This window comes from Rhizobium mesosinicum (assembly GCF_019511345.1).
In the GTDB taxonomy this organism is placed as follows: domain Bacteria; phylum Pseudomonadota; class Alphaproteobacteria; order Rhizobiales; family Rhizobiaceae; genus Rhizobium; species Rhizobium mesosinicum.
On record NZ_JAEUAK010000005.1, the window covers coordinates 292,251 to 315,447 of the forward strand.

17 protein-coding genes are annotated in these 23,197 nt (G+C 60.2%); 13 read left to right on the top strand and 4 right to left on the bottom strand.

The window, feature by feature from the left end:
* Nucleotides 1-31 precede the first annotated feature (31 nt).
* From JNB85_RS15945 to JNB85_RS15990, 10 genes are all read left to right on the top strand, one after another.
* Complete coding sequence (locus tag JNB85_RS15945) at nucleotides 32-1,192, top strand: aminodeoxychorismate synthase component I (RefSeq protein WP_220335308.1); 1,161 nt, start codon at nucleotides 32-34, stop codon at nucleotides 1,190-1,192.
* Nucleotides 1,189-1,818: an aminotransferase class IV family protein gene (locus JNB85_RS15950; protein ID WP_262928183.1), complete on the top strand. Its 630-nt coding sequence runs from the start codon at nucleotides 1,189-1,191 to the stop codon at nucleotides 1,816-1,818. Before JNB85_RS15945 ends, JNB85_RS15950 begins: the two co-directional genes overlap by 4 nt.
* A 2-nt stretch (nucleotides 1,819-1,820) precedes the next feature.
* On the top strand, nucleotides 1,821-2,105 hold the full coding sequence (locus JNB85_RS15955) for a YciI family protein (RefSeq protein WP_220335310.1): 285 nt from the start codon (nucleotides 1,821-1,823) through the stop codon (nucleotides 2,103-2,105).
* A gap of 155 nt (nucleotides 2,106-2,260) precedes the next feature.
* A complete protein-coding gene (locus JNB85_RS15960) occupies nucleotides 2,261-3,706 on the top strand; it encodes a homospermidine synthase (protein ID WP_220335311.1) in 1,446 nt (481 codons plus the stop codon).
* 171 nt (nucleotides 3,707-3,877) lie between these two features.
* Nucleotides 3,878-4,246 carry an outer membrane lipoprotein Omp10 gene (gene omp10, locus JNB85_RS15965; RefSeq protein ID WP_220335312.1) on the top strand — a complete coding sequence of 123 codons (369 nt, stop codon included), beginning with the start codon at nucleotides 3,878-3,880 and terminating at the stop codon, nucleotides 4,244-4,246.
* Nucleotides 4,247-4,511: 265 nt separating this feature from the next.
* Nucleotides 4,512-6,431 carry a bifunctional metallophosphatase/5'-nucleotidase gene (locus JNB85_RS15970; RefSeq protein WP_220335313.1) on the top strand — a complete coding sequence of 640 codons (1,920 nt, stop codon included), beginning with the start codon at nucleotides 4,512-4,514 and terminating at the stop codon, nucleotides 6,429-6,431.
* A gap of 126 nt (nucleotides 6,432-6,557) precedes the next feature.
* Nucleotides 6,558-7,589, top strand: a complete 1,032-nt coding sequence (gene hemH, locus JNB85_RS15975) for a ferrochelatase (protein WP_220335314.1) — start codon at nucleotides 6,558-6,560, stop codon at nucleotides 7,587-7,589.
* 153 nt (nucleotides 7,590-7,742) lie between these two features.
* A complete protein-coding gene (locus tag JNB85_RS15980; protein ID WP_220335315.1) occupies nucleotides 7,743-8,006 on the top strand; it encodes a hypothetical protein in 264 nt (87 codons plus the stop codon).
* 83 nt (nucleotides 8,007-8,089) lie between these two features.
* Nucleotides 8,090-9,115 (top strand): SPFH domain-containing protein, encoded by a 1,026-nt coding sequence (locus JNB85_RS15985; protein WP_220335316.1) that lies wholly within the window; start codon nucleotides 8,090-8,092, stop codon nucleotides 9,113-9,115.
* A gap of 3 nt (nucleotides 9,116-9,118) precedes the next feature.
* Nucleotides 9,119-9,574, top strand: coding sequence for an NfeD family protein (locus JNB85_RS15990; RefSeq protein ID WP_183748694.1), 456 nt, complete (start codon nucleotides 9,119-9,121; stop codon nucleotides 9,572-9,574).
* Here the strand turns inward: JNB85_RS15990 and JNB85_RS15995 are convergent, their stop codons facing one another.
* Nucleotides 9,575-10,570 carry a KpsF/GutQ family sugar-phosphate isomerase gene (locus JNB85_RS15995; protein WP_220335317.1) on the bottom strand — a complete coding sequence of 332 codons (996 nt, stop codon included), beginning with the start codon at nucleotides 10,568-10,570 and terminating at the stop codon, nucleotides 9,575-9,577.
* Between the two features lie 143 nt (nucleotides 10,571-10,713).
* Between JNB85_RS15995 and JNB85_RS16000 the strand changes: the two genes are divergently transcribed.
* Nucleotides 10,714-12,255, top strand: coding sequence for an outer membrane beta-barrel protein (locus JNB85_RS16000; RefSeq protein WP_220335318.1), 1,542 nt, complete (start codon nucleotides 10,714-10,716; stop codon nucleotides 12,253-12,255).
* A gap of 6 nt (nucleotides 12,256-12,261) precedes the next feature.
* Here JNB85_RS16000 and galU read toward each other — a convergent pair whose 3' ends face one another.
* Nucleotides 12,262-13,149 carry a UTP--glucose-1-phosphate uridylyltransferase GalU gene (galU, locus tag JNB85_RS16005; RefSeq protein ID WP_220335319.1) on the bottom strand — a complete coding sequence of 296 codons (888 nt, stop codon included), beginning with the start codon at nucleotides 13,147-13,149 and terminating at the stop codon, nucleotides 12,262-12,264.
* 204 nt (nucleotides 13,150-13,353) lie between these two features.
* On the opposite strand from galU, the gene JNB85_RS16010 reads away from it, so the two are divergent.
* Together JNB85_RS16010 and JNB85_RS16015 are read left to right on the top strand one after the other, a co-directional pair.
* Nucleotides 13,354-14,577 (top strand): lytic murein transglycosylase, encoded by a 1,224-nt coding sequence (locus JNB85_RS16010; protein WP_220335320.1) that lies wholly within the window; start codon nucleotides 13,354-13,356, stop codon nucleotides 14,575-14,577.
* A gap of 188 nt (nucleotides 14,578-14,765) precedes the next feature.
* On the top strand, nucleotides 14,766-15,974 hold the full coding sequence (locus tag JNB85_RS16015; protein WP_220335321.1) for an SGNH/GDSL hydrolase family protein: 1,209 nt from the start codon (nucleotides 14,766-14,768) through the stop codon (nucleotides 15,972-15,974).
* A 321-nt stretch (nucleotides 15,975-16,295) separates the two neighbouring features.
* Here JNB85_RS16015 and JNB85_RS16020 read toward each other — a convergent pair whose 3' ends face one another.
* Nucleotides 16,296-17,750 (bottom strand): glutamate synthase subunit beta, encoded by a 1,455-nt coding sequence (locus JNB85_RS16020; RefSeq protein WP_220335501.1) that lies wholly within the window; start codon nucleotides 17,748-17,750, stop codon nucleotides 16,296-16,298.
* A 222-nt stretch (nucleotides 17,751-17,972) separates the two neighbouring features.
* On the bottom strand, nucleotides 17,973-22,697 hold the full coding sequence (gltB, locus tag JNB85_RS16025; protein WP_220335322.1) for a glutamate synthase large subunit: 4,725 nt from the start codon (nucleotides 22,695-22,697) through the stop codon (nucleotides 17,973-17,975).
* Between the last annotated feature and the right edge of the window lie 500 nt (nucleotides 22,698-23,197).

Here is a 23,197-nt window from a genome sequence, read left to right on the forward strand (position 1 = left end):
CGCCCAAACCCGCAGCTTCGCTGGAAAGGCAATGGCAGCGTCCGAACCCTTCATCCTGTTCCGGGACGACACGACCGGCGAAGTCATGCTCTTCGCCGGCCCGCAACACGTGATCGTTGCCCGCACGCGCGCCGAATTCCTGCCCGCGCTGGAGCGGATGGAAGAAGCGCGCAAAGCCGGCAAATGGCTTGCCGGTTACATGGCCTATGAGGCCGGCCATCTCTTCGAAAAAAAGCTTGCCGCTTTCGCCGAAGAGGACCGGGCGACGCCCTTGCTGCTGTTCGGCGTCTTCGATGCGCCGCAGCCGGAAAATCATCCCCTCGCAAGGCCGCGTCAGCGGCGCGAAAACGAGGAATTCCTGACCGCACCGAAGGCAGCCTGGAACTTCGCGATATATAAAGAGCGTTTCGAACGCCTCCATCGGCATCTGCGCCTCGGCGATATCTACCAGGCCAACCTGACGATGCCGATCAAGGCCCGCTGGAACGGTGATCCGCTTGCCGCCTTCTGGTCGCTGATCGACCGCCAGCCCGTGAAATACGGCGCATTTGCCAATCTCGGCGGCCCCATCATTCTTTCCCGCTCGCCGGAACTGTTTTTCCGCACCGACCAAGATGGCTGGATTGAGACCCATCCGATGAAGGGTACAGCCAAGCGGGGTGCGACGCCGGCCGAAGATGCCCAAATCGTCGAAGCCATGAAGGCCGACATCAAGACGCAGGCGGAAAACCGTATGATCGTCGACCTCTTGCGCAACGACATCTCGCGCATCACCGAGGTCGGCACGCTCGACGTTCCAAAACTCTTCGAAGTCGAGACCTATCCGACAGTCCACCAGATGGTCAGCCACGTTCAGGCGAAGCTCCTGCCCAACCTTTCCGTCCGTGACATCTTCGCCGCCCTTTTTCCATGCGGCTCGATCACAGGCGCGCCGAAGATCCGCGCCATGGAAATCCTCCATGACCTCGAGGATGGTCCGCGCGATGCCTATTGCGGCGCAATCGGCATGATCGCGCCCAGTGGCGCGATGCGCTTCTCCGTTGCGATCCGCACGATGACGCTCTTCGGCGGCGGCAAAGCAGTCTTCAACGTCGGCGGCGGCATCGTCTTCGATTCCACTGACGAAGCCGAATATGAAGAATGCCTGCTCAAGGCCCGCTTCGCCGTCGGCGACCAATGGATTGCCCGATGACGGATTTTTCGCTGATCGAAACGCTACGTTGGCAACCGGACGAAGGATTCATTCGCCTGCGCCTTCATCTCGCCCGCCTCTCCCGCTCCGCCCGCCGCACCGGTTTTCCCGAGCCGAGAGATGTGGTCGCGAGACTGGAAGACGCGGTAAGGGATGACAAGGAGCCGCGCCGTGTCAGGCTGACTTTCGACGGCCAGGGCCGGATCGATATTGCCACCGCGCCTTTCACCCCGCTGCCGCAAGACGCAGTCTGGAAACTCCGTATCGCCAGCACGCGTCTCGATTCCACCGACAAGCTGCTGCGTATCAAGACCACATGCCGGGCCGTGTATGAAGCGGCGCGCGCCGAGTTCACGCCGCAGCAAGCAGATGAAGTCATCCTGCTCAACGAACGGCAGGACGTCTGCGAGGGAACCATCACGTCAGTCTTCCTTGATGACGGTTCCGGCATTCTCAGAACGCCGCCGATCTCCTGCGGCCTGCTTGCGGGCGTGCTGCGCACCGACCTCATCTGCCAGCGCAAGGCCCGCGTCGGTCGCATCACATCAGATGATCTGGACAAGGGTACGCTATACGTTGGAAATTCGCTGCGCGGCCTGATCCGCGCCACGCTGCAAAAGGACTGACCATGCTGATCCTCTCCCTGACCTATGTGAAGCCGAACGAGGAGGCCGACAAGCACATGGAGCCGCATATGGCCTGGGTAAAGGAAGGCTACGCAAAGGGATGGTTTCTTGCTTCCGGACGCAAGGTCCCCCGCACCGGCGGTGTTATTCTCGCTGTCGGCGACCGCGCCGATATTGAAGCCTATGTCGCAGCCGACCCTTTCATCATCCATGGTGTTGCCGAATATGACATCATGGAAGTCGCGTTGACGACAGTGACGGAAGGGCTGGAGGCTCTGAAGCGCTGAGCATTTTGCAGCCTCGATATTTAACCTTTGCAGGGGAACGCTCTTTATTGTGACGCCATTTTGTGGTTAGAGCCGGTCACTTCGCGAGCTTCGCGGCATTTTCATATGAATTCTTTAGGCTGACGGCCTTCGTTCCCTTCCAATAGGAGAAAAGAATGACGGAACAGAACTATCCGGTATATGGCGAAATTACCGGTCCGATCGTCATGATCGGCTTTGGCTCCATCGGCCGAGGCACGCTGCCCCTGATCGAGCGCCACTTCAAATTCGACAAGAGCCGGATGGTCGTCATCGACCCGCGCACGGATGATGCCCACATTCTGGAAAAGCACGGTGTCAAGCACATCCAGGCGTATGTGACGAAGGACAACTACAAGGAGCTGCTGAAGCCGCTGCTGACCGAAGGCGAAGGGCAGGGCTTCTGCGTCAACCTCTCGGTCGACACCTCCTCGCTCGACATCATCAAGCTCTGCCGCAAGCTCGACGTGCTCTATATCGATACCGTCGTCGAGCCTTGGCTCGGTTTCTATTTCGATAAGGACATGAAGAACGAGGAGCGTACCAACTACGCGCTGCGCGAAACCGTTCGCAAGGAAAAGGCCAAGAACCCTGGCGGCACCACTGCCGTTTCCACCTGCGGCGCAAACCCAGGGATGGTCTCCTGGTTCGTCAAGCAGGGGCTTTTGAACCTCGCCCGTGATATGGGCCTGAAGTTCGATGAGCCGGGCCAGGACGACCGCGAAGAATGGGCAAAGCTCATGAAGAAGGTCGGCGTCAAGGGCATCCACATTGCCGAACGTGATACCCAGCGCACCATCCATCCGAAGCCGCTCAACGTTTTCTGGAACACCTGGTCGGTCGAAGGCTTCATCTCCGAGGGCCTGCAGCCGGCGGAACTCGGCTGGGGCACCCACGAAAACTGGATGCCGAAAAACGCCAAGAAGCACAAGAAAGGCTCCAAGGCCGCCATCTTCCTGGAGCAGCCTGGCGCCAATACCCGCGTGCGCACCTGGTGCCCGACGCCCGGGCCGCAATACGGTTTTCTCGTCACTCATAACGAGTCGATCTCGATTGCCGACTTCTTCACGGTCAGAGACAAGGATGGCGACGTCACCTACCGCCCGACCTGCCACTATGCCTATCATCCGGCCAATGACGCAGTTCTCTCACTGCATGAGATGTTCGGCAACGGCGGCAGGCCGCAGCCGGTCCTGCACGTTCTCGACGAGAACGAACTGGTGGACGGCGTCGATGAACTCGGCGTGCTGCTCTACGGCCATGACAAGAACGCCTACTGGTACGGTTCGCGCCTGTCGCTGGAAGAAACCCGTCGCATCGCCCCCTACCAGAATGCAACCGGCCTGCAGGTGACTTCTGCCGTTCTGGCCGGAATGGTCTGGGCCCTTGAAAACCCAAAGGCCGGCATCGTCGAAGCCGACGAGATGGATTACAAGCGCTGCCTCGAAGTCCAGCTGCCCTATCTCGGCCCGGTCGAAGGCCATTACACCGACTGGACCCCGCTCGACGGTCGTCCGGGCCTGTTCCCGGAAGACATCGACACCAAGGATCCGTGGCAGTTCAAGAACATCCTGGTTCGCTGATTCCTGCCTGATGCTTTCGAAGATGCCCGCTGTTAGGCGGGCATTTTTGTAACGCCTGCTGTCTAAATGCCGACAGACTCCCGTCGAAGGCTTGCCTTCGCGGAAGGCCCGCGCCATGTTTTTGGCGGACTGTCGCGGACAGCTTCCGCCTAGATTCGCCGGAGAAGTCTTATGAAAATAAAAACTGGTCTCGTTCTTGCGGTTGCATCGGCAGCGCTTGCCGCCTGCGTTTCCTCCGGCCCGCGCCCGCTCCCAACCGCATCGGCGCCCGCTCCTGCTGGTGTCGAAGGAAACTGGGCCGATCCGAACGGCATCGTCTCCACCTTCCAGGCTGGCACCTTTACGACGCGTACGACCGACAGCAACCAGCTTCTGGCCTCCGGCACCTATACCAATACCTCGCCCACGCTGGTGGAAATCAACATGACCTCGCTGGTTCGCAACAAGCAGTCGAAAGTCAATTGCGCGCTCGTCACGACGAGCCAGCTGAACTGCACCTCGGACGCCGGCGCACAGTTCGTTCTGACCCGCCGCAGCTGAAAAGAACAGATGGGGTAAAGGCTAAGCACCCACGCGGCTTTCGCCGGTTACCCCGTCCTGTTGCTCGCAATGCCGCTTGCAGCGGCGATAGCAATCCGGCTTTTTTGCCCGGCTCCCCTTGGAAAGCAACTCTCCTGGCCCAGCTTTCCCTTGCGGCGGTGCATCGTCCGATGGAACATCCGCATGCCGGAAAACCGCTCCGGCTGACTATGGAAGGGGCCGGCGAGGATCAGGGGGATCTTCGCCCTTAATCAGGAGAACAGGGATGACGAAGTCTTTCAGCTTCGGTCTTTTGACCGCGTCCATGCTGGCGCTCAGCGCGGGCGCCGCTTTCGCGGATTACGAACTCAACATTCTTCATATCAACGATTTCCACTCACGTATTGAATCGATCAACAAGTTCGACTCCACCTGCTCGGCCGAGGAAGAAGGCAAGAACGAATGCTTCGGCGGCGCCGCCCGCCTGAAGACCGCCATCGACCAGCGCCGTCAGGCTCTGACGGGCAAGAACGTGTTGCTGCTCAACGCCGGCGACAATTTCCAGGGCTCGCTGTTCTACACTACCTATAAGGGCGCGGCTGAAGCCGAGATGCTGAACCTCATGAAGTTCGACGCCATGACGGTTGGCAATCATGAATTCGACGACAGCGAAGATGGGCTCGCAACCTTCCTCGACAAGGTGCAGTTCCCTGTCGTAACCGCGAACGTCAAGGCGACAGCTGCTTCCAAGCTCGGTGACCGCGTCAAGCCTTCCCTCGTACTTGATGTCAGCGGCCAGAAGATCGGTATCGTCGGTGCCGTCACCAATGACACACCCGAACTCTCCTCGCCCGGCCCGAACGTGACAATTGCCGATGATGTCCGGAGCATCACGGCAGAGGTCGAGAAACTGAAGGGCGAAGGTGTCAACAAGATCATTGCGCTGACGCATGTCGGCTACCCGCGCGATCTCGCCATGATCGCCAAGATCCCCGATGTCGACGTGGTCGTCGGCGGCCATTCGCACAGCCTGCTGTCGAACACCGATCCGAAGGCGGAAGGTCCTTATCCGACAATGGTCGACAATCCCGGCGGCTATAAAGTGCCGGTAGTGCAGGCAGCTTCATATAGCAAGTACCTCGGCGATCTCGTCGTCAATTTCGACGACAACGGCGTCGTCAAGGAAGCCAAGGGCGATCCGATCCTAATCGATTCCACCTTCACGCCGGACCAGGCTGTCGCCGCGCGCATCGTCGAACTGGCAAAGCCGATCGAAGAGCTGCGCAAGAAGGTGATCGGCTCCTCGGAAGGCCCGATCGAGGGCGACCGCAAGGTCTGCCGCGTCAAGGAATGCTCGATGGGTAATCTGGTGGCTGATGCCATCCTTGACCGCGCCAAGAACCAGGGCGTGACCATTGCCATCCAGAACGGCGGCGGCCTGCGCGCCTCCATCGATGGCGGCGACGTCACCCAGGGCGAAGTCATCACCGTGCTGCCCTTCCAGAACACGCTCGCAACCTTCCAGCTGACCGGCGCCGATATCGTCAAAGCGCTCGAAAACGGCGTCAGCCAGATCGACCAGGGCGCCGGCCGTTTCCCGCAGGTCGCCGGTCTGAAATTCACCTTCGACCAGTCGAAGCCGGTTGGCAGCCGCGTCAGTGACGTCCTCGTCAAGGACGGGGACAATTTCGTGCCGATCGACAATGCCAAGACCTATGGCGTCGCCACCAACAACTTCATGCGAGCCGGCGGCGATGGCTATGTTGCCTTCAAAGACGGCCAGAATGCCTATGACTTCGGTCCGGACCTGGCCGACGTGACAGCCCAATATATCGCGGCGCATTCGCCCTATAAGCCTTATACGGACGGCCGTATCACCGAAATTGCGCAGGCGGCACCTGCTCCCTCCGCAGAGCAGGCTCCTGCAGCCCCTGCACCCGCGGCACCGGCTCCATCTGCCGAACCGACCCCAGCTCCTGCAGCACCAGCCCCGGCGGCTCCCGCTCCAGCAGTTGAACCTGCCCCGGCAGCCTCCGCACCGGCCACGCCCTCGACCCACGTCATCGTTGCCGGCGATACGTTCTGGGATCTTGCCAAGACCTTCTATGGCGACGGCGCCGAATGGCACAAATTGTCGGAAGCCAATGGCAGCCCGAACCCGCGCCATCTGCGGATCGGCGAGGAAATCCAGGTTCCCGCCAAGTAAGACGATTTGTCCCGATCATCAGAGCCGGTCCGGGGTTCCCCGGGCCGGCTTTTCTTCCTATAGGGTGAACCGTGACCGGCCGGCTGTTTATGAGCCGGCGAGGCACGAAAGCGCGTTGGGGCCAGAATGACAGATACTTCACTCCGCCCGGCGGATCATCCCGCCGTCAAGTTCGGCAAGGTTGGCGTCCTGCTGGTCAATCTCGGCACGCCTGACGGCACCGATTACACGTCCATGCGCCGCTATTTGCGCGAATTCCTGACCGACAAACGCGTCATCGAATGGTCGCCCTGGAAGTGGTACCCGATCCTGTTCGGCATCGTCCTCAACACGCGCCCGCAGAAAGTGGGAAAGGCCTATGAGACGATCTGGAACAAGGACCTGAATGAAAGCTGGCTGCGCACCTATACCCGCAACCAATCGGACTTCATGGCCGAACGGCTGCGCGACCTGCCACACGTTAAGGTCGATTGGGCGATGCGCTACGGCACCCCTTCGATCCCCTCGCGCATCGAAGCGCTGAAAGATGCAGGCTGCGACCGCATCCTGCTCTTCCCACTCTATCCGCAATATGCGGCCGCCACCACCGCGACCGTCAATGACAAGGCCTTTCAGAAGCTGCTCACCATGCGCTGGCAGCCGGCATTGCGCACTGTCCCTGACTACCATGACGATGAGACCTATATCGAAGCGCTCGCCAGATCCGTCGAACGGCATCTTGCCACCCTCGACTGGAAACCGGAGATGCTGCTCGCCTCCTTCCATGGCATTCCGCTCTCCTATTTCCAGCAGGGCGATCCCTATTACTGCCAGTGCCAGAAGACCGGCCGCCTGCTGCGCGAGCGCCTCGGGCTGACGAAGGAAAACTTCATGGTCACCTTCCAGTCCCGCTTCGGACCGGAGGAATGGCTGCAGCCCTATACTGACAAGACCGTCGAGAAGCTGGCACAGGACGGGGTCAAGCGTATCGCCGTCATGAATCCTGGCTTCGTTTCCGACTGTCTGGAGACGCTGGAAGAGATTGCCGAACAGGCCGCCGATTCTTTCAAGCACAACGGCGGCGAGCAGTTCACGCATATTCCCTGCTTGAATGACAGCGAGAACGGCATGCAGGTGCTGGAAAAAGTCGTGCGCCGTGAGCTGCTGGGCTGGGCATGACAGGCAGGGCGCCAGATTTTCTGGCGTCCTGCAATAGATAAAAACGTCCCGCGCACCAGATCTGAGGAATGGCCGATAGGCGATCGCGATCGCGTCAGAGGCGCGATTGCCGCCCGGAGTTTCGCGGCTGCTTTTTTGATCCGGGCGTACTTTATGATTTCGGGTTCCAGAAAATTGATTGTCCTCGCCTGCCTGCTCGTCATTGCAGGTGGCGCTTATCTCGCGTGGGAGCACTATCAGCGGGTCTATGCCAACGCTCCTCCCAAAGGCATTGTCGGTCAGGTCGCATGTCAGCTTCGCCTCCACGATGTCAAAACCAGCAATCCGAAGCTGGACGACCAGCCGTTTCTCACCAATTGCCTGATGGGCGGCTACATCACAAAGAGCGACCTGGACGATGCCGGCCTATCACCCTGATTTGACAGGCGAGGCTGTCATTCCTTCCTTGCAAAGAACGTGCTAACTCACCACGTCAGGTAGGTGGGCCCAGGGAGGAATACATGCTGCTCGGCGGCTTCGATATCGTCGTGATCGTATTGGTGGTTTTTGTCATCCTGGTGCTCTTTGCAGGCATCAAGACGGTTCCGCAGGGCTACCGTTATACGATCGAGCGTTTCGGCCGCTATACGCGCACGCTGGAACCCGGCCTGAACCTGATTACCCCTTTCATCGAACGCGTCGGCGCCAGGATGAACGTGATGGAGCAGGTGCTGAACGTACCGACCCAAGAGGTGATTACCAAGGACAATGCCTCGGTCTCGGCCGATGCCGTGTCCTTCTTCCAGGTGCTGAATGCCGCGCAGGCCGCCTATCAGGTTTCCAACCTGGAAAATGCCATCCTGAATCTCACCATGACCAATATTCGATCCGTCATGGGCTCTATGGATCTCGATGAGCTGCTCTCCAATCGTGATGCGATCAACGACCGGCTGCTGCGCGTCGTGGACGAGGCCGTGCAGCCTTGGGGCATCAAGGTCACCCGCGTCGAGATCAAGGATATCCAGCCGCCGCGCGACCTCGTTGACGCGATGGCCCGCCAGATGAAGGCCGAGCGCGAGAAGCGCGCCCAGGTGCTGGAGGCCGAAGGCGCGCGCAATGCACAGATCCTGAGAGCCGAAGGCGCCAAGCAGTCCGCCATCCTTCAAGCCGAAGGCCAGCGCGAAGCCGCCTTCCGCAATGCCGAAGCCCGCGAACGCCTAGCCGAGGCCGAAGCCAAGGCGACGAAGATGGTCTCGGAAGCAATCGCCGCCGGCGACGTCCAGGCAATCAACTATTTCGTTGCCCAGAAATACACCGAGGCGCTCGCTTCGATCGGCTCGGCACCCAATTCCAAGATCGTCATGATGCCGATGGAGGCTTCTTCCATTCTCGGCTCGCTTGGCGGCATCGGCGCGATTGCGCGAGAGGTCTTCGGCGAAAACAACAATCCGTCGTCCCCACCGCGTCCGAGTCCAGGTCCTGTGCGCTCCACCCCGCCGGTCGCTCCGCCTCCGTCCAATCCCTTCAGTCCCAACTCGGAGCGATAAGCGATGCTGGCGAAAATCGTCGGCGAACTTGGGCCGTGGAGCTGGTGGGTGGCAGGCCTCGTGCTGCTGGCAGCCGAGATGATCGTGCCGGGCTTCTTCCTGGTCTGGATCGGGCTTGCCGCCCTCGCCGTCGGTATTCTGTCACTGCTCTTCTGGGATACCGCCTTCTGGGTTTGGGAGCTCCAGGCGATCCTCTTCGCCATCCTCGCGGTCGCCGCCACGCTCATCGGCCGGCGGCTGACACTGCGCAACGCCACGACGGACGAGCCGTTCCTCAATCAGCGCGGCGCGAGCCTCGTCGGCCGTACCGCGACACTGCACGAGCCAATCCGCGAAGGCCGCGGCCGTATTCGTCTCGACGATACGACGTGGCAGGTCATGGGGCCGGATCTTCCGGCCGGAACGCAGGTCAAAGTGGTTTCGAGCAACGGCCGCGACCTGACGGTCGAGCCAACCTGATCAGGCAACGCCGATCCTCAAGAGATCGTGGAAGTGAACGAGCCCGATCGGCCGCTGCTCGTCGTCGACGACGATAAGAGCGCCGATCTTGTATTGCTCGAGCAGCGCCAGGGCCGCCGTCGCCAGTATCGTCGGCCTGACCGTCTTCGGCGCGCGCGTCATGATGTCGTCGACCGTCAGCTCCGCGAGATTGCGGTTGAGGTTGCGGGACATGTCACCATCAGTGACGATGCCGCAAAGCCGGCCCTCCGCATCCAACACGCCGACACAGCCGAAATGCTTGTGCGACAGTACCTTGATCGCGTCTGGCACGGAGGTACCGTTTACGACCAGCGGCAGGCGGTCACCGGTATGCATGATGTCTGCAACATGCATCAGGCTCGCGCCCAGCTTGCCGCCGGGATGGAAAACATGGAAATCCGTCGCCGTGAAGCCGCGCGCGTCCAGAAGCGCAATCGCCAGTGCATCACCTAGTGCAAGCTGCATCATCGTCGACGTGGTTGGCGCCAGCCCGTTGGGACAGGCCTCTTCCTCATTGGGAATCAACAGCGCGATATCTGCAGCCGTCGCCAGCGAGGACTGCGGGCTGCAGGTCATCGCGATCAGCGGAATGGAAAAACGCCGCGTATAGGAAATGGTACTCTTCAGTTCCGCGCTCTCGCCGCCCTTGGAGATCGCAAGCACCACATCGTCGCCGGCGATCATGCCGAGGTCGCCGTGATTGGCTTCCGCCGCATGCACGAAAAAAGCGGGCGTCCCCGTTGAAGCGAAGGTGGCGGCGATCTTCGTTCCGATATGGCCGCTCTTGCCGACGCCGGTCACGATCACCCGGCCGGTATTTTCGCCGATCACCTCCACGGCACGGGTAAAGGGTCCGGCGAGCCCGTCGTCGAAAGCACGTTCCAACGCCTCGAGGGCGCGTCTTTCGATGCTGACGGTGCGCTTGCCCGACTCCAGCACGCTGTTTTCGACGAGTTTTACCGCTCTCCTGATCATGGCAATGCGTTAGACCTTTTCACTTTGGCTGTCCACCCGACAATATTTCCCATGTATGAACGGGCGGCCCGCACGGCAACGAATGGTTAACCACAAGGCTTTACGCTTGGGTAAGACTTCGAAGCATTTCAGGCGCGGATTGAATGGGCCAGGGAACACAGAAGAGCAGTGTGACGCCGCTCCGCGCCATGAGCCGTGCCGTCTCCATCACGGCTATCAGCCTGCTAGTCGCGCCCTCAGCTTTCGCACAGCAGATCACGCAACAAGAATCGGGGGGCACGACGAATTCTCGCACCACGGCCACCTCCGCCGCGCAACGCACCGGCTCAAGCAACGTGAGGCCGGATGTCGATGGCGCAGGCGATGATACGATGGCCCCTGCCAACCTTTCTGCGCAGGCCCGGGATACGGAAAGCGCAATTGCACCCACTGCGACGACACAGCCCGACGACCAGACGACCGGCTCGATCCTCGACGAGGAGATGCGCAGGCTGAACACCCGCGAACCGCGCCTCGACGAGACGCCGATACGCAGGGTGCCTGAGAGCGTCTCGACCGAGCAGACGCCTGGCATCCCGGTCGGCAGTTTCGTGCTGCGCCCGAGCGTCACGCAAACGATCAACACCGAGACCACGAAGGACGGCGGCACAAAAAAGAGCCGCGGCTTCCTCGAAACCGATATGGGCGCAACGTTGACCTCCGACTGGAGTCGGCATCAGTTGACCGTCACCTCCGAAGGCGCCTGGCAAAAGAACATCAGCGGCGAGGGTGAAGAACAGCCATCCGTCAAGATCAATGGCGATCTGCGGTTGGACCTGACGCGCGACACCGTCGGCCATATCACCGGCGGCTATAATTTCTATCGCGAGGATACGGATGATCCGGATGCGATCACCAATGCCGACCAGCAATCCGATGTGCAGGAATTTACCGGCGGCGCTTCCATTGAGCATGACTTCGGCATCTTGCGCGGAACCGCCGCCGTCGCACTCTCGCGCTCGATCTATTCCGACGCCGTGCTTTCGAACGGCACGACGGTCTCTCTGAGCGATCGCAACCAGACCACAGGTACCGTACGCGGCCGTATCGGCTACGAACTCTCGCCGGCACTCATTCCCTTCATCGAAGCGTCGATCGGCAAGACCAACTATGATGAACGCACCGATTCCTCGGGCTACCGGCGTTCCGGAGATAGCTACGGCGCCAAGGGTGGCGTGCAGGTCGATATGGGTGAAAAGCTGAAGGGCGAGGTCGCGGTCGGTTATGCGACAGCGGATTTCGATGATGACAGGCTGAAATCGATCGACACGGCGACACTCGATGCCAGCCTGCTCTGGTCGCCGATCCGCGGGACGAATGTCAATCTCGACCTCCAGACCAGCATCCAGCCTTCCACGGCAGCCGGCGAAAGCGGCTATGTCTCACATCAACTGAGATCCACGGTCGATCATCAGCTGCGCGACAATCTGGTGGCGACGGTCATCGGTGGCGTGACGCTGCGCGATTACCCGAGCGGCAGCACAATAAGCGACGAGACGGTTTACACCGCCTCGACCGGTCTTGTCTGGAATATCAACCGCTATCTCGACTTCACCAGCACGCTTGGCTACGAGCTGACGACACGCAAGGAAGGCGACGACTCGCAGCAATGGCGAGCCGGCGTCGGTCTCAAGGTGAAGCGCTGAACAACTTTACTTCAGGCGAGTGAACAGGTTCTTGAAGCCGTCTTCGATGGTCGGGCGGATGTCCGCGCGCTCGAGAGCGAAGGCAACGTTGGCGAGGATGAACCCATCCTTGGCACCGCAATCGTAAGTCTCACCCTTGAAATGGTAGCCCGCGAAATCCTGTTCCTTGAGCAGTTTCAGCATGCCGTCGGTAAGCTGGATTTCGTTGCCGGCGCCGCGTTCCTGGGTTTCCAGGATCTTGAAGATTTCCGGCTGCAGGATGTAACGGCCGTTGATGAAGAAGTTGGACGGAGCCGTACCCTTGGCCGGCTTCTCGACCATGCCGGTGATGCGGAAACCTTCGCCGACGGATTCACCGACACCAACGATACCGTATTTGTGTGCCTGGTCGGGAGCGCATTCCTCGACGGCGATGATGTTGCCGCCGCTATGCGCATAGAGCTCGATCATGCCCTTCATGCAGCCCTTTTGATCCTTCATGATCATGTCGGGCAGCAACAGAGCAAAAGGCTCGTCGCCGACGATCTCGCGGGCGCACCAGACGGCGTGGCCGAGGCCTAGCGGCTCCTGCTGACGGGTAAAGCTTACCGTGCCTGCCTTGGGAAGCTGCTGCTGCAGCAGGGTGATTTCCGCCTTCTTGGCGCGCTCCTTGAGCGTCTGCTCAAGTTCGAAATGAATATCGAAGTAATCTTCGATGACATGCTTGTTACGACCAGTAACAAAAACCAGATGTTCAATGCCCGCTTCAAGTGCTTCGTCGACGACATACTGAATGATTGGCTTATCGACGACAGTCAGCATTTCCTTTGGAACCGCTTTTGTGGCTGGAAGGAATCGCGTTCCCAGGCCTGCAACCGGAAATACTGCCTTACGAACTTTCTTATTCAGAGCCACACCGACCTCCTGTTTTGACTATACCGCTTTTAATTCAACGCTATATCGATTTGAACTAGTATAGAATTGCTACCGTTTTGCAAATGGTGACTGGACCGGCCGGCCATGGTAAAGAATTTGTTGACTCCGTTCCTGTATTTTCGGCGTAGGACGGACATGACGTACCGCCCAGGCTAAAACCGAAGATGACGGATACGACTGCCGATGACCCAGAAATACGTACACTCCCTTCGTGGTCTTGCTCTCGCCCTCGTTGTCGCCACCGCGACCGGACTGGCCCCTCATAACGCAAAAGCGGATGCCCGGTTCCAGAAGTGGATCGCGGACTTCTACCAAACTGCCGCGCAGAGTGGCATCAGTAAGGCAACCTATCAGAAAGCCTTTTCTGGGGTAAGCGATCCAGACCCAACGGTACTGGAAAAGGCGACCTATCAGCCTGAATTCACATCCAAAATCTGGGATTATGTCGATTCCCGCGTCAATCCCTACACTGTGGAAATCGGCCGCAAGATGGCCGCCAAATATGCCAAGACGCTGGATGCGATCCAGCGCCAATCCGGCGTCGACAAATCGATTCTACTCGCTATCTGGTCGATGGAATCGAATTACGGCGCAGTTCTCGCTAAGGATGAGCGCCTTCACTATGTGCCGCGCGCATTGGCAACGCTTGCCTATGCCGACCCGAAGCGTGCCAAATATGCCAAGAAACAGTTGATTGCAGCGCTGAAGATCCTGCAGAATGGTGATGTTCCCGCCAAGGAAATGACCGGGTCCTGGGCCGGCGCCATGGGCCACACGCAGTTCATCCCGACAAGTTATCTTCTTTACGCCGTCGATGCCGATGGCAACGGTCATCGCGACATCTGGAATTCGGTGCCCGATGCGCTGGCGACTTCGGCCAACCTCCTGATGAAGAACGGCTGGGACACCGGCAGGACCTGGGGCTACGAGGTAGCGGTGCCGGCATCCGCCGCCCAGCACATCGGCAAGACGCGTACGCTCGCCCAATGGGCGGCCCTCGGCCTGAAGCGTCCGAACGGCAAGCCTTTCAAGGATGGCGACACCCGCGCCATGCTGAAGATGCCGGCCGGTAGCGATGGTCCGGGCTTCCTGATGACCGCGAACTTCTTCACCATCAAGAACTACAATGCCTCAGACAGCTACGCTCTTGCTGTCGGCCTTCTTGCAGACCAGATCGCCGGCTTTGGCGGCATGCAGCAGCGATGGCCGCGTCCCGAAGGGTCGCTGGACATAACGGAGAAGTTCGAATTGCAAACGCGACTGAAGACGCTTGGCTATTACAGCGGCGATGTCGACGGCAATTTCGGATCCGGCTCCAAGGCAGCCATCGCCGCCGTTCAGGAGCGTATCGGCATGCAGCCGGATGGCGAACCCTCGCTTTCGCTTCTCCACGCGCTGCGCCGTTAAAGCGCGACACATCCAGACACATGAAGGACGCCTTAACTTCTTGAATTTACGCATCGTGCGCCCGGGAATCGATGACGATTTTCGAGCCGATGCCGTAGAAGCGGGGAAAGCCTGACCTAAATAATACGGGTTGAGTGGACGGAAAGCTGCTGCCTATGCAAAATGCCCGGCAGATGCGAAACTGCCCGATGACGAAACAACTTGACCGGACCCGATGGATTCGTGGGCTTGCGCTTGCCGCGGCCACGTTGTCTTTTTGCCTGGGTTCGATGCTGCCGGCGGACTATGCCGAGGCGCAGGAGCTTCGCTACCAGCGCCGCTCCATCCTCGATTTCTTTCTCGGCCGGCGTTACATCGACGAGAATCCACAGCCCGAAATGCGGGACCAACCGCGGCGGCAACAGCAGCCACGCAGGCGCCCACCCACGCAGAAGGCTGTGACACCAATGCGCACGACGCCCGTCGCGCCCGCTGAACCCGTGGTTCAAAAGCAGGAGAACGCCCAGAAAATCCTTGTCGTTGGTGATTTTCTCGCCGGTGGCCTGGGGGATGGCCTTGCCGCCGCGTTCGAAACCTCACCCGGTGTTGTGGTCGAAGCCCGCAGCAATGTCTCGTCCGGCCTCGTGCGCGACGACTACTACAACTGGCCGGGCGAATTGCCGAAGATGATCAACGAACTGAAGCCAGCAATGGTCGTCGTCATGATCGGCACCAATGATCGCCAGCAGATGGTAACGGATGCCGGCAAGGAAAAATTCCGCACCGACGGCTGGTTTACTGAATATCAACGCCGCGTTCTGGCCTTCGGCAAGGAGATCACGAGCCGAAAGATCCCGCTGCTCTGGGTCGGACTTCCCGCCTTCGAATCCGATTCGATGACGGCCGATGCCGTGCAGATGAACCAGCTCTACCGCAATCAGGTGGAAAGCATCGGCGGCGAATTCGTCGACATCTGGGACGGCTTCGTGGACGAGAATGGCAAGTTCATCGTCACCGGCTCCGATGTCAACGGCCAGCAGGTGCGCCTGCGGACCGCTGACGGCGTCAACCTGACCCAGGCCGGCCGCCGCAAGCTCGCCTTCTACGTGGAAAAGCCGGCGCGCCGCCTTCTTGGCACTCAGGCAAGCCCCGATCTCGTGCGCCTCGATCCAGGCAACCTGCCGGCGCTGACGCTGCCGGCCAATCCGATGGAACATACGCAACCGATCAGCCTGTCCGACCCGAGTCTTGATGGTGGAGCGGAATTGCTCGGCGCCAGCAGGACGCCGGTCACGCTGACGAAATCGCCACGCGATCTCCTGGTCGAACAGGGAGAGATGGCTCCGGCGCCGACAGGCCGCATAGACGACTACCGTATGCCGACGCCAAAGACGGCGGCAGAAGTTTCGGTGAAGTGAGAAAGGGCCGCTTGAGCGGCTCTCATCGATGTCCCGGACCTACCTGGCCGTCACCTGCGGCCAGGTCTGGTACTAGTAGAAGTCGGAGCCGATCTGGCCGAAATAGGCATCGCTGCCGTCGACCTTATCCACAGGGTGACCGGCCTGCCTCGGCCTCCGGTCAGTCACCGCAGGCCGGGTCGGACCTGCCTACGCAAGGAAAACTGCAGCTCGACAATTGCATGAAGCTTGCCGGAAACCGCAGCGCGTCACCGGTCCTACCACGAGAAACTCCGCCGGAATGCGGCGGAGTTTCTTGTTCGACGAATTGTTTGAGGCAGATCAGCGCGGCAGGACGGTAGAGCCCATCAGCGCCTCGTCGATCGCACGCGCCGCCTGGCGGCCTTCGCGGATCGCCCAGACCACCAGCGACTGGCCGCGGCGCACGTCGCCAGCCGTCCAAAGCTTTTCGATCGAGGTCTTGTATTCGCGATCGTTGGCAACGACGTTGGTTGATCCGCGCTTGTCGACGTTGAGCGTCAGCTTGCCGTCGAGTTCCTTCAGCACGCTGTCATTGAACGGACCGCTGAAGCCGATCGCAATAAAGGCTAGATCCGCCTTGATAACAAAATCGGTACCCGGAACGGGGCGGCGGCGCTCGTCGACTTCGCAGCACTTTACGCCGGTCAGCACGCCATCTTCGCCGACGAATTCGAGCGTCGCGACCTGGAATTCGCGGATCGCGCCCTCGGCCTGCGAAGAGGAGGTACGCATCTTTGTAGCCCAGAATGGCCAAACGGCCAGCTTATCTTCCTTCTCCGGAGGCTGCGGACGAATGTCGAGCTGGGTCACCTTGACCGCACCCTGACGGAAGGCCGTGCCGACGCAGTCCGACGCCGTGTCACCACCACCGACAACGACGACATGCTTGGCGCCGGCCAGGATCGGATCGGACGGCCAGCCGGTGCTGTCGATATTCTCGCGACCGACACGCTTGTTCTGCTGAACGAGGTACGGCATCGCATCGTGAACACCGGAGAGATCGGTGCCAGGGATACCGGCTGCGCGCGGTGTTTCGGAGCCGCCGCAGTAAAGGACGGCATCATAATCCGCGAGCAACTGTTCGACCTTGACATCGACGCCGACATTGACGCCGCAATGGAACGTCACGCCCTCCCCCTTCATCTGCTCCACGCGGCGATCGATGAAGTTCTTCTCCATCTTGAAGTCCGGAATGCCGTAACGCAGCAGGCCGCCCGGCTTAGTCTCGCGCTCGTAGACGTGCACGTCATGGCCGGCTCGGCCGAGCTGCTGGGCCGCCGCCATGCCGGCAGGGCCGGAACCGATGATCGCGACCTTCTTGCCGGTGTGGATCGTTGCCGGCTGCGGACGGATGAAGCCAAGCTCGTAAGCCTTGTCGGCGATCGCCTGCTCGACCGTCTTGATGGCAACGGGTGCATCTTCAAGGTTCAGCGTGCACGCCTCCTCGCAGGGAGCGGGGCAGACGCGGCCGGTGAATTCCGGGAAGTTGTTGGTCGAGTGCAGGTTCTGGATCGCCGCTTCCCAGTTGTTGTTGTAGACGAGGTCGTTCCAGTCCGGAATCTGGTTGTGAACCGGGCAGCCGGTCGGGCCGTGACAATAGGGGATGCCACAGTCCATACAGCGGGCTGCCTGTTTCTGCACTTCCGGGTCCGACATCGGGATCGTGAATTCGCGGAAATGACGGATGCGATCCGACGCCGGCTGATACTTCGCTACCTGCCGGTCGATTTCCAGAAAACCTGTAACCTTACCCATATTTTCGTCCCTTGCCCTCATGACCGCCTCGCCCGCGGCCAGTTGTCTGTTCAGCCTCGGTCGCGGAGGCAGGTTGTGTGTCTTGACCGTCATCAGAACATATCTCCTGTCGCCATCCACGCGGTTGCGCAAGCTTCAGGCTTGCGGCTGATCGTCGTTGAGTCATTGAGATATTTCAGTCATCCGCCACGCGCTTCCGGCGTGGCGGATTGTTCGGTTCAATTATTCGGCAGCGATGCCCATCCGGCTGCGTTCCATTTCCTCAAGCGCGCGCCGGTACTCGACGGGCATGACCTTGCGGAATTTCGGGCGGTAGTCGGCCCAGTGCTCAAGGATTTCCTTGGCGCGGGTGGAGCCCGTGTAGTGCAGATGGTTGGAGATCAACTGGTAGAGGCGCTCCTCGTCATGGCGCGTCATGTCGCCGGAAACGTCGACCCGTCCCTTGTGCATGAGGTCCCCGCCGTGATGGTGCAGCTTCTCCAGCATGTCGTCCTCTTCCGGAACCGGCTCGAGTTCGACCATGGCCATGTTGCAGCGGCTGGCGAAATCGCCGGCCTCGTCGAGAACGTAGGCCACGCCACCGGACATGCCGGCCGCGAAGTTGCGGCCCGTTCCGCCGAGCACCACGACCACGCCGCCGGTCATATATTCGCAGCCGTGGTCGCCCACGCCTTCGACGACGGCGATGGCACCGGAGTTACGAACCGCGAAACGCTCGCCCGCGACACCGCGGAAGTAGCATTCGCCCTCGGTGGCACCGTAAAGCACAGTATTGCCGACGATGATCGAGTCCTCAGCGACGATCCTCGAATTTTCCGGCGGACGGATGATGATTTTTCCGCCCGAAAGGCCCTTGCCGACATAGTCGTTGCCGTCGCCGATCAGGTTGAAGGTCACGCCGCGTGCTAGGAATGCGCCGAAGCTCTGGCCGGCCGTGCCCTTCAGGGTGACGTTGATCGTGTCTTCCTTCAGGCCGCGATGGTTATAACGCTTGGCCACTTCTCCCGAGAGCATCGCACCGGCCGAGCGGTCGACGTTCCTGATATCGACTTCGAAGGCGACGGGCGTCTTCGATGCCAGTGCCGGCTCGGCGGCCGCAATCATCTTGCGGTCGAGAATGTCGTCGATCGGGTGCTTCTGACGGGTCGTCCAGTAGGTCTCTTCCTTCGGTGCGTCGACCTTGTGGAAGATCTTGCCGAAATCGAGCCCCTTGGCCTTCCAGTGCGCCAGCATCTCGTCCTTCTCGAGTAGCTCCGAGGCGCCGATGATGTCATCGAGCTTGGTGAAGCCGAGGGAGGCCAGAATTTCGCGCACTTCGTTGGCGACGAAGAAGAAGTAGTTGATGACGTGCTCGGGCGTGCCCTTGAAGCGCTTGCGCAGGACGGGATCCTGCGTCGCCACGCCGACCGGACAGGTGTTGAGATGGCACTTGCGCATCATGATGCAGCCGGCCGCAATCAGCGGCGCCGTCGCAAAACCGAACTCGTCGGCACCGAGCAGCGCGCCGATGACGACGTCACGGCCGGTCTTCAGACCACCATCGACCTGCAGGGCAACACGCGAGCGCAGCCCGTTCAGCACCAGTGTCTGCTGTGTTTCGGCAAGGCCGATTTCCCAGGGTGAACCGGCATGCTTCAGCGAGGTGAGCGGTGAAGCGCCCGTACCGCCATCGAAACCGGCAACCGTGATGTGGTCCGCACGCGCCTTGGCGACGCCGGCGGCAACCGTACCGACGCCGACTTCCGAGACGAGCTTGACTGAGACATCCGAGGTCGGGTTGACGTTCTTCAGGTCATAGATCAGCTGTGCCAGATCTTCGATCGAATAGATGTCATGGTGCGGCGGCGGCGAAATCAGACCGACACCCGGGGTCGAATGACGGGTTTTCGCAACGACCGCATCGACCTTATGGCCAGGCAGCTGGCCGCCTTCGCCGGGCTTGGCACCCTGCGCGACCTTGATCTGCAGCACGTCAGCGTTGACGAGATATTCAGTCGTCACGCCGAAACGGCCGGATGCAATCTGCTTGATGGCCGAGCGCTCGGGGTTCGACGAACCATTCGGCAGCGGCATGTAGCGATCGCTCTCTTCACCGCCCTCGCCGGTGTTCGACTTGCCGCCGATTCGGTTCATGGCGATCGCCAGCGTCGTATGCGCCTCACGACTGATCGAACCGAAGGACATGGCACCCGTGGAGAAGCGCTTGACGATATCGGCAGCCGGCTCGACGCTGTCGACCGGCACCGGCTTACGGCCGACTGCCTCGGCGCTCTTGATCTTGAAGAGGCCGCGGATCGTGTTCATACGGAGCGCCGACGTGTTCACCATCTCTGCGAATTCGCGGTAGCGATCCTCGGCATTGCCGCGAACAGCATGCTGCAGGGCAGCCACGGCATCCGGTGTCCAGGCATGGCTTTCGCCGCGCATACGGTAGGCATATTCGCCGCCGATATCGAGGTTGCTTGCGAGGATCGGATCGCGGCCGAAGGCTGACTTATGACGGGCGACCGTCTCGTTGGCGATCTCTTCCAGACCGACGCCTTCGATGGTCGTTGCCGTGCCGAAGAAATACTTGTCGACGAATTCCGACTGCAGGCCGATCGCATCGAAGATCTGCGCGCCGCAATAGGACTGATAGGTCGAGATACCCATCTTGGACATGACCTTCAGGATGCCCTTACCGACAGCCTTGATATAGCGATAGACGACTTCGCTGGCGTCGACTTCCTTCGGGAATTCACCCTTGGCATGCATGTCGAGCAGCGTGTCGAAAGCGAGATAGGGGTTGATCGCTTCCGCACCGTAGCCGGCCAGCAGGCAGAAATGGTGCACTTCGCGCGGCTCGCCGGTTTCGACGACGAGACCGACCGACGTGCGCAGCCCCTTACGGATCAGGTGATGGTGCACGGCAGCGGTCGCCAGCAGCGCTGGAATGGCGATGCGATCTGGCCCGATCTGGCGGTCGGAGAGCACGATGATGTTGTAGCCGCCCTTGACCGCCGCTTCCGCACGCTCGCAGAGACGATCGAGCATCTCCGGCATGCCTTCGGCGCCGCGTTCGACATCATAGGTGAAGTCGAGCGTCTTGGTGTCGAAACGGTCTTCCGTGTGACCGATGGAGCGGATCTTTTCGAGATCGCCATTGGTCAGGATCGGCTGGCGCACTTCGAGGCGCTTGGCATTCGCCATGCCTTCGTGATCGAGAATGTTCGGACGCGGACCGATGAAGGAAACGAGGCTCATGACGAGCTCTTCACGGATCGGGTCGATCGGCGGGTTCGTTACCTGCGCGAAGTTCTGCTTGAAATAGGTATAAAGCAGCTTCGACTTCTCGGACATGGCCGAGATCGGCGTATCCGTGCCCATCGAGCCAATCGCTTCCTGCCCCGTCGTCGCCATCGGCGACATCAGGATCTTGGTGTCCTCGGTCGTGTAACCGAAGGCCTGCTGGCGATCGAGTAGCGAGACGTCGCGGCGAAGCGCGCGCGGCTCGACCGGCTTCAGATCTTCGAGAATGAGCTGCGTGCGGTTGAGCCAGCTGCGATAGGGATGCGCGTTCGCAAGCTGCGCCTTCACCTCGTCGTCAGAGATGATGCGGCCTTCTTCCATATCAATCAGCAGCATCTTGCCGGGCTGCAGGCGCCACTTCTGGATGATGCTCTCTTCGGCAACCGGCAGCGTGCCGGCTTCCGACGCCAGGATGACGCGGTCGTCATCGGTAACGAGATAGCGTGCCGGCCGCAGGCCGTTACGGTCGAGTGTCGCACCGATCTGCTTGCCATCGGTGAAGGCAACGGCAGCCGGCCCATCCCACGGCTCCATCAGCGCGGCATGATATTCGTAGAATGCCTTGCGTTCGGGCGACATGGACTGGTTGCCGGCCCATGCCTCGGGGATCAACATCATGACCGCATGCGACAGGGAATAGCCGCCACGCAGGAGGAATTCGAGCGCGTTGTCGAAACAGGCCGTGTCCGACTGGCCTTCATAGGAGATCGGCCAGAGCTTGGAGATATCCTCGCCGAATAACGGAGAAGAAACAGAAGCCTGACGGGCCGCCATCCAATTGACGTTGCCGCGCAGCGTGTTGATTTCACCGTTGTGGGCGACCATGCGATAGGGATGCGCGAGCTTCCAGGACGGGAAGGTGTTGGTCGAGAAGCGCTGGTGCACGAGAGCGACCGCGCTTTCGAAGCGCGGGTCTGACAAGTCCTTATAATAGGCGCCAACCTGGTAAGCCAGGAACATGCCTTTGTAGACGACGGTCGTGCTCGACAGCGACACCGGATAGAAGTGGCTCTCCTCACCGTCGAACTCATCATAGATCCGGTTGGAGATGACCTTGCGGAGCGTGAAGAGGCGGCGCTCGAATTCATCGTTCGTCGCAGCATCCTTGCCGGCGCCAATGAAAACCTGCACGTGATGCGGCTCGGTCGCAGCAATCGCCGGCGCCTTTGACAGAGATGAATTGTCGACCGGCACGTCGCGGAAGCCGAGGAAGATCTGACCTTCTTCGGCGATGACGTCCTTGATCACCTTCTTGAAGTGGTCGATCTGCTTTTCGTCGCGCGGCATGAAGATATGGCCGACCCCATATTCGCCAGCCTTCGGCAGGGTAATACCCTGCTTGGCCATTTCCTCGCGAAAGAAGCGGTCAGGGATCTGCACGAGAATGCCGGCACCGTCGCCCATCAGCGGATCGGCGCCGACGGCACCACGATGCGTCAGGTTTTCGAGAATGAAGAGGCCGTCCTTGACGATCTGATGCGACTTCTGGCCCTTCATATGCGCGACAAAGCCGACACCGCAGGCGTCATGCTCATTGCGCGGATCGTAAAGCCCCTGTTTCTTCGGAAGATCGGAGGCAGATTTACGCGTATTGGCCGTTGCGCGCACGTCTGCTGGTGCGAACTGGCCGATATGCGTGGATGGCGTCATCTTCGTCATCGTCTTTCCTCCTGTCGAAGCCCGCGGGGCTGCGGGCGGCTTTTCGTCGCGTACCGCACCTTTAAAATAGGTCCGGCGCGTGACAGCGCTGTTGCATTATGAAGATCGGGCGCAGACATCTGCTTTTAAGGAAAGCAAACCATCGCGTTCCGCGCTGCCATTCGCTTCCGCGCGCCGCCATATGAAGGCTTGACGCTCGGAAGAACTATAGCGTGAAAGCCGCTCTGTTCCAGGGCTTTCGGCGCCTCTTCGGCCGGGAAGGCCAAAATAGGACAGCAACCCTGTCCTAGTTCATCCGTTCAATGACAGAAACAATTCCGCTCCGCAAGAGTGCCCTCTTAAAAAAACATCAATTTGCGACCGAAGATTGCCAGATCTACCAAAATCGAGACATAAAATTACGTCGCACTTTATCATCTTGTTTATTGATTGCGCAGTTCAATTTTTGTGATGCATCCGGGTTTCCGCCTTTGATCCTGTGAAGCTTTGGCGTAGTGTCC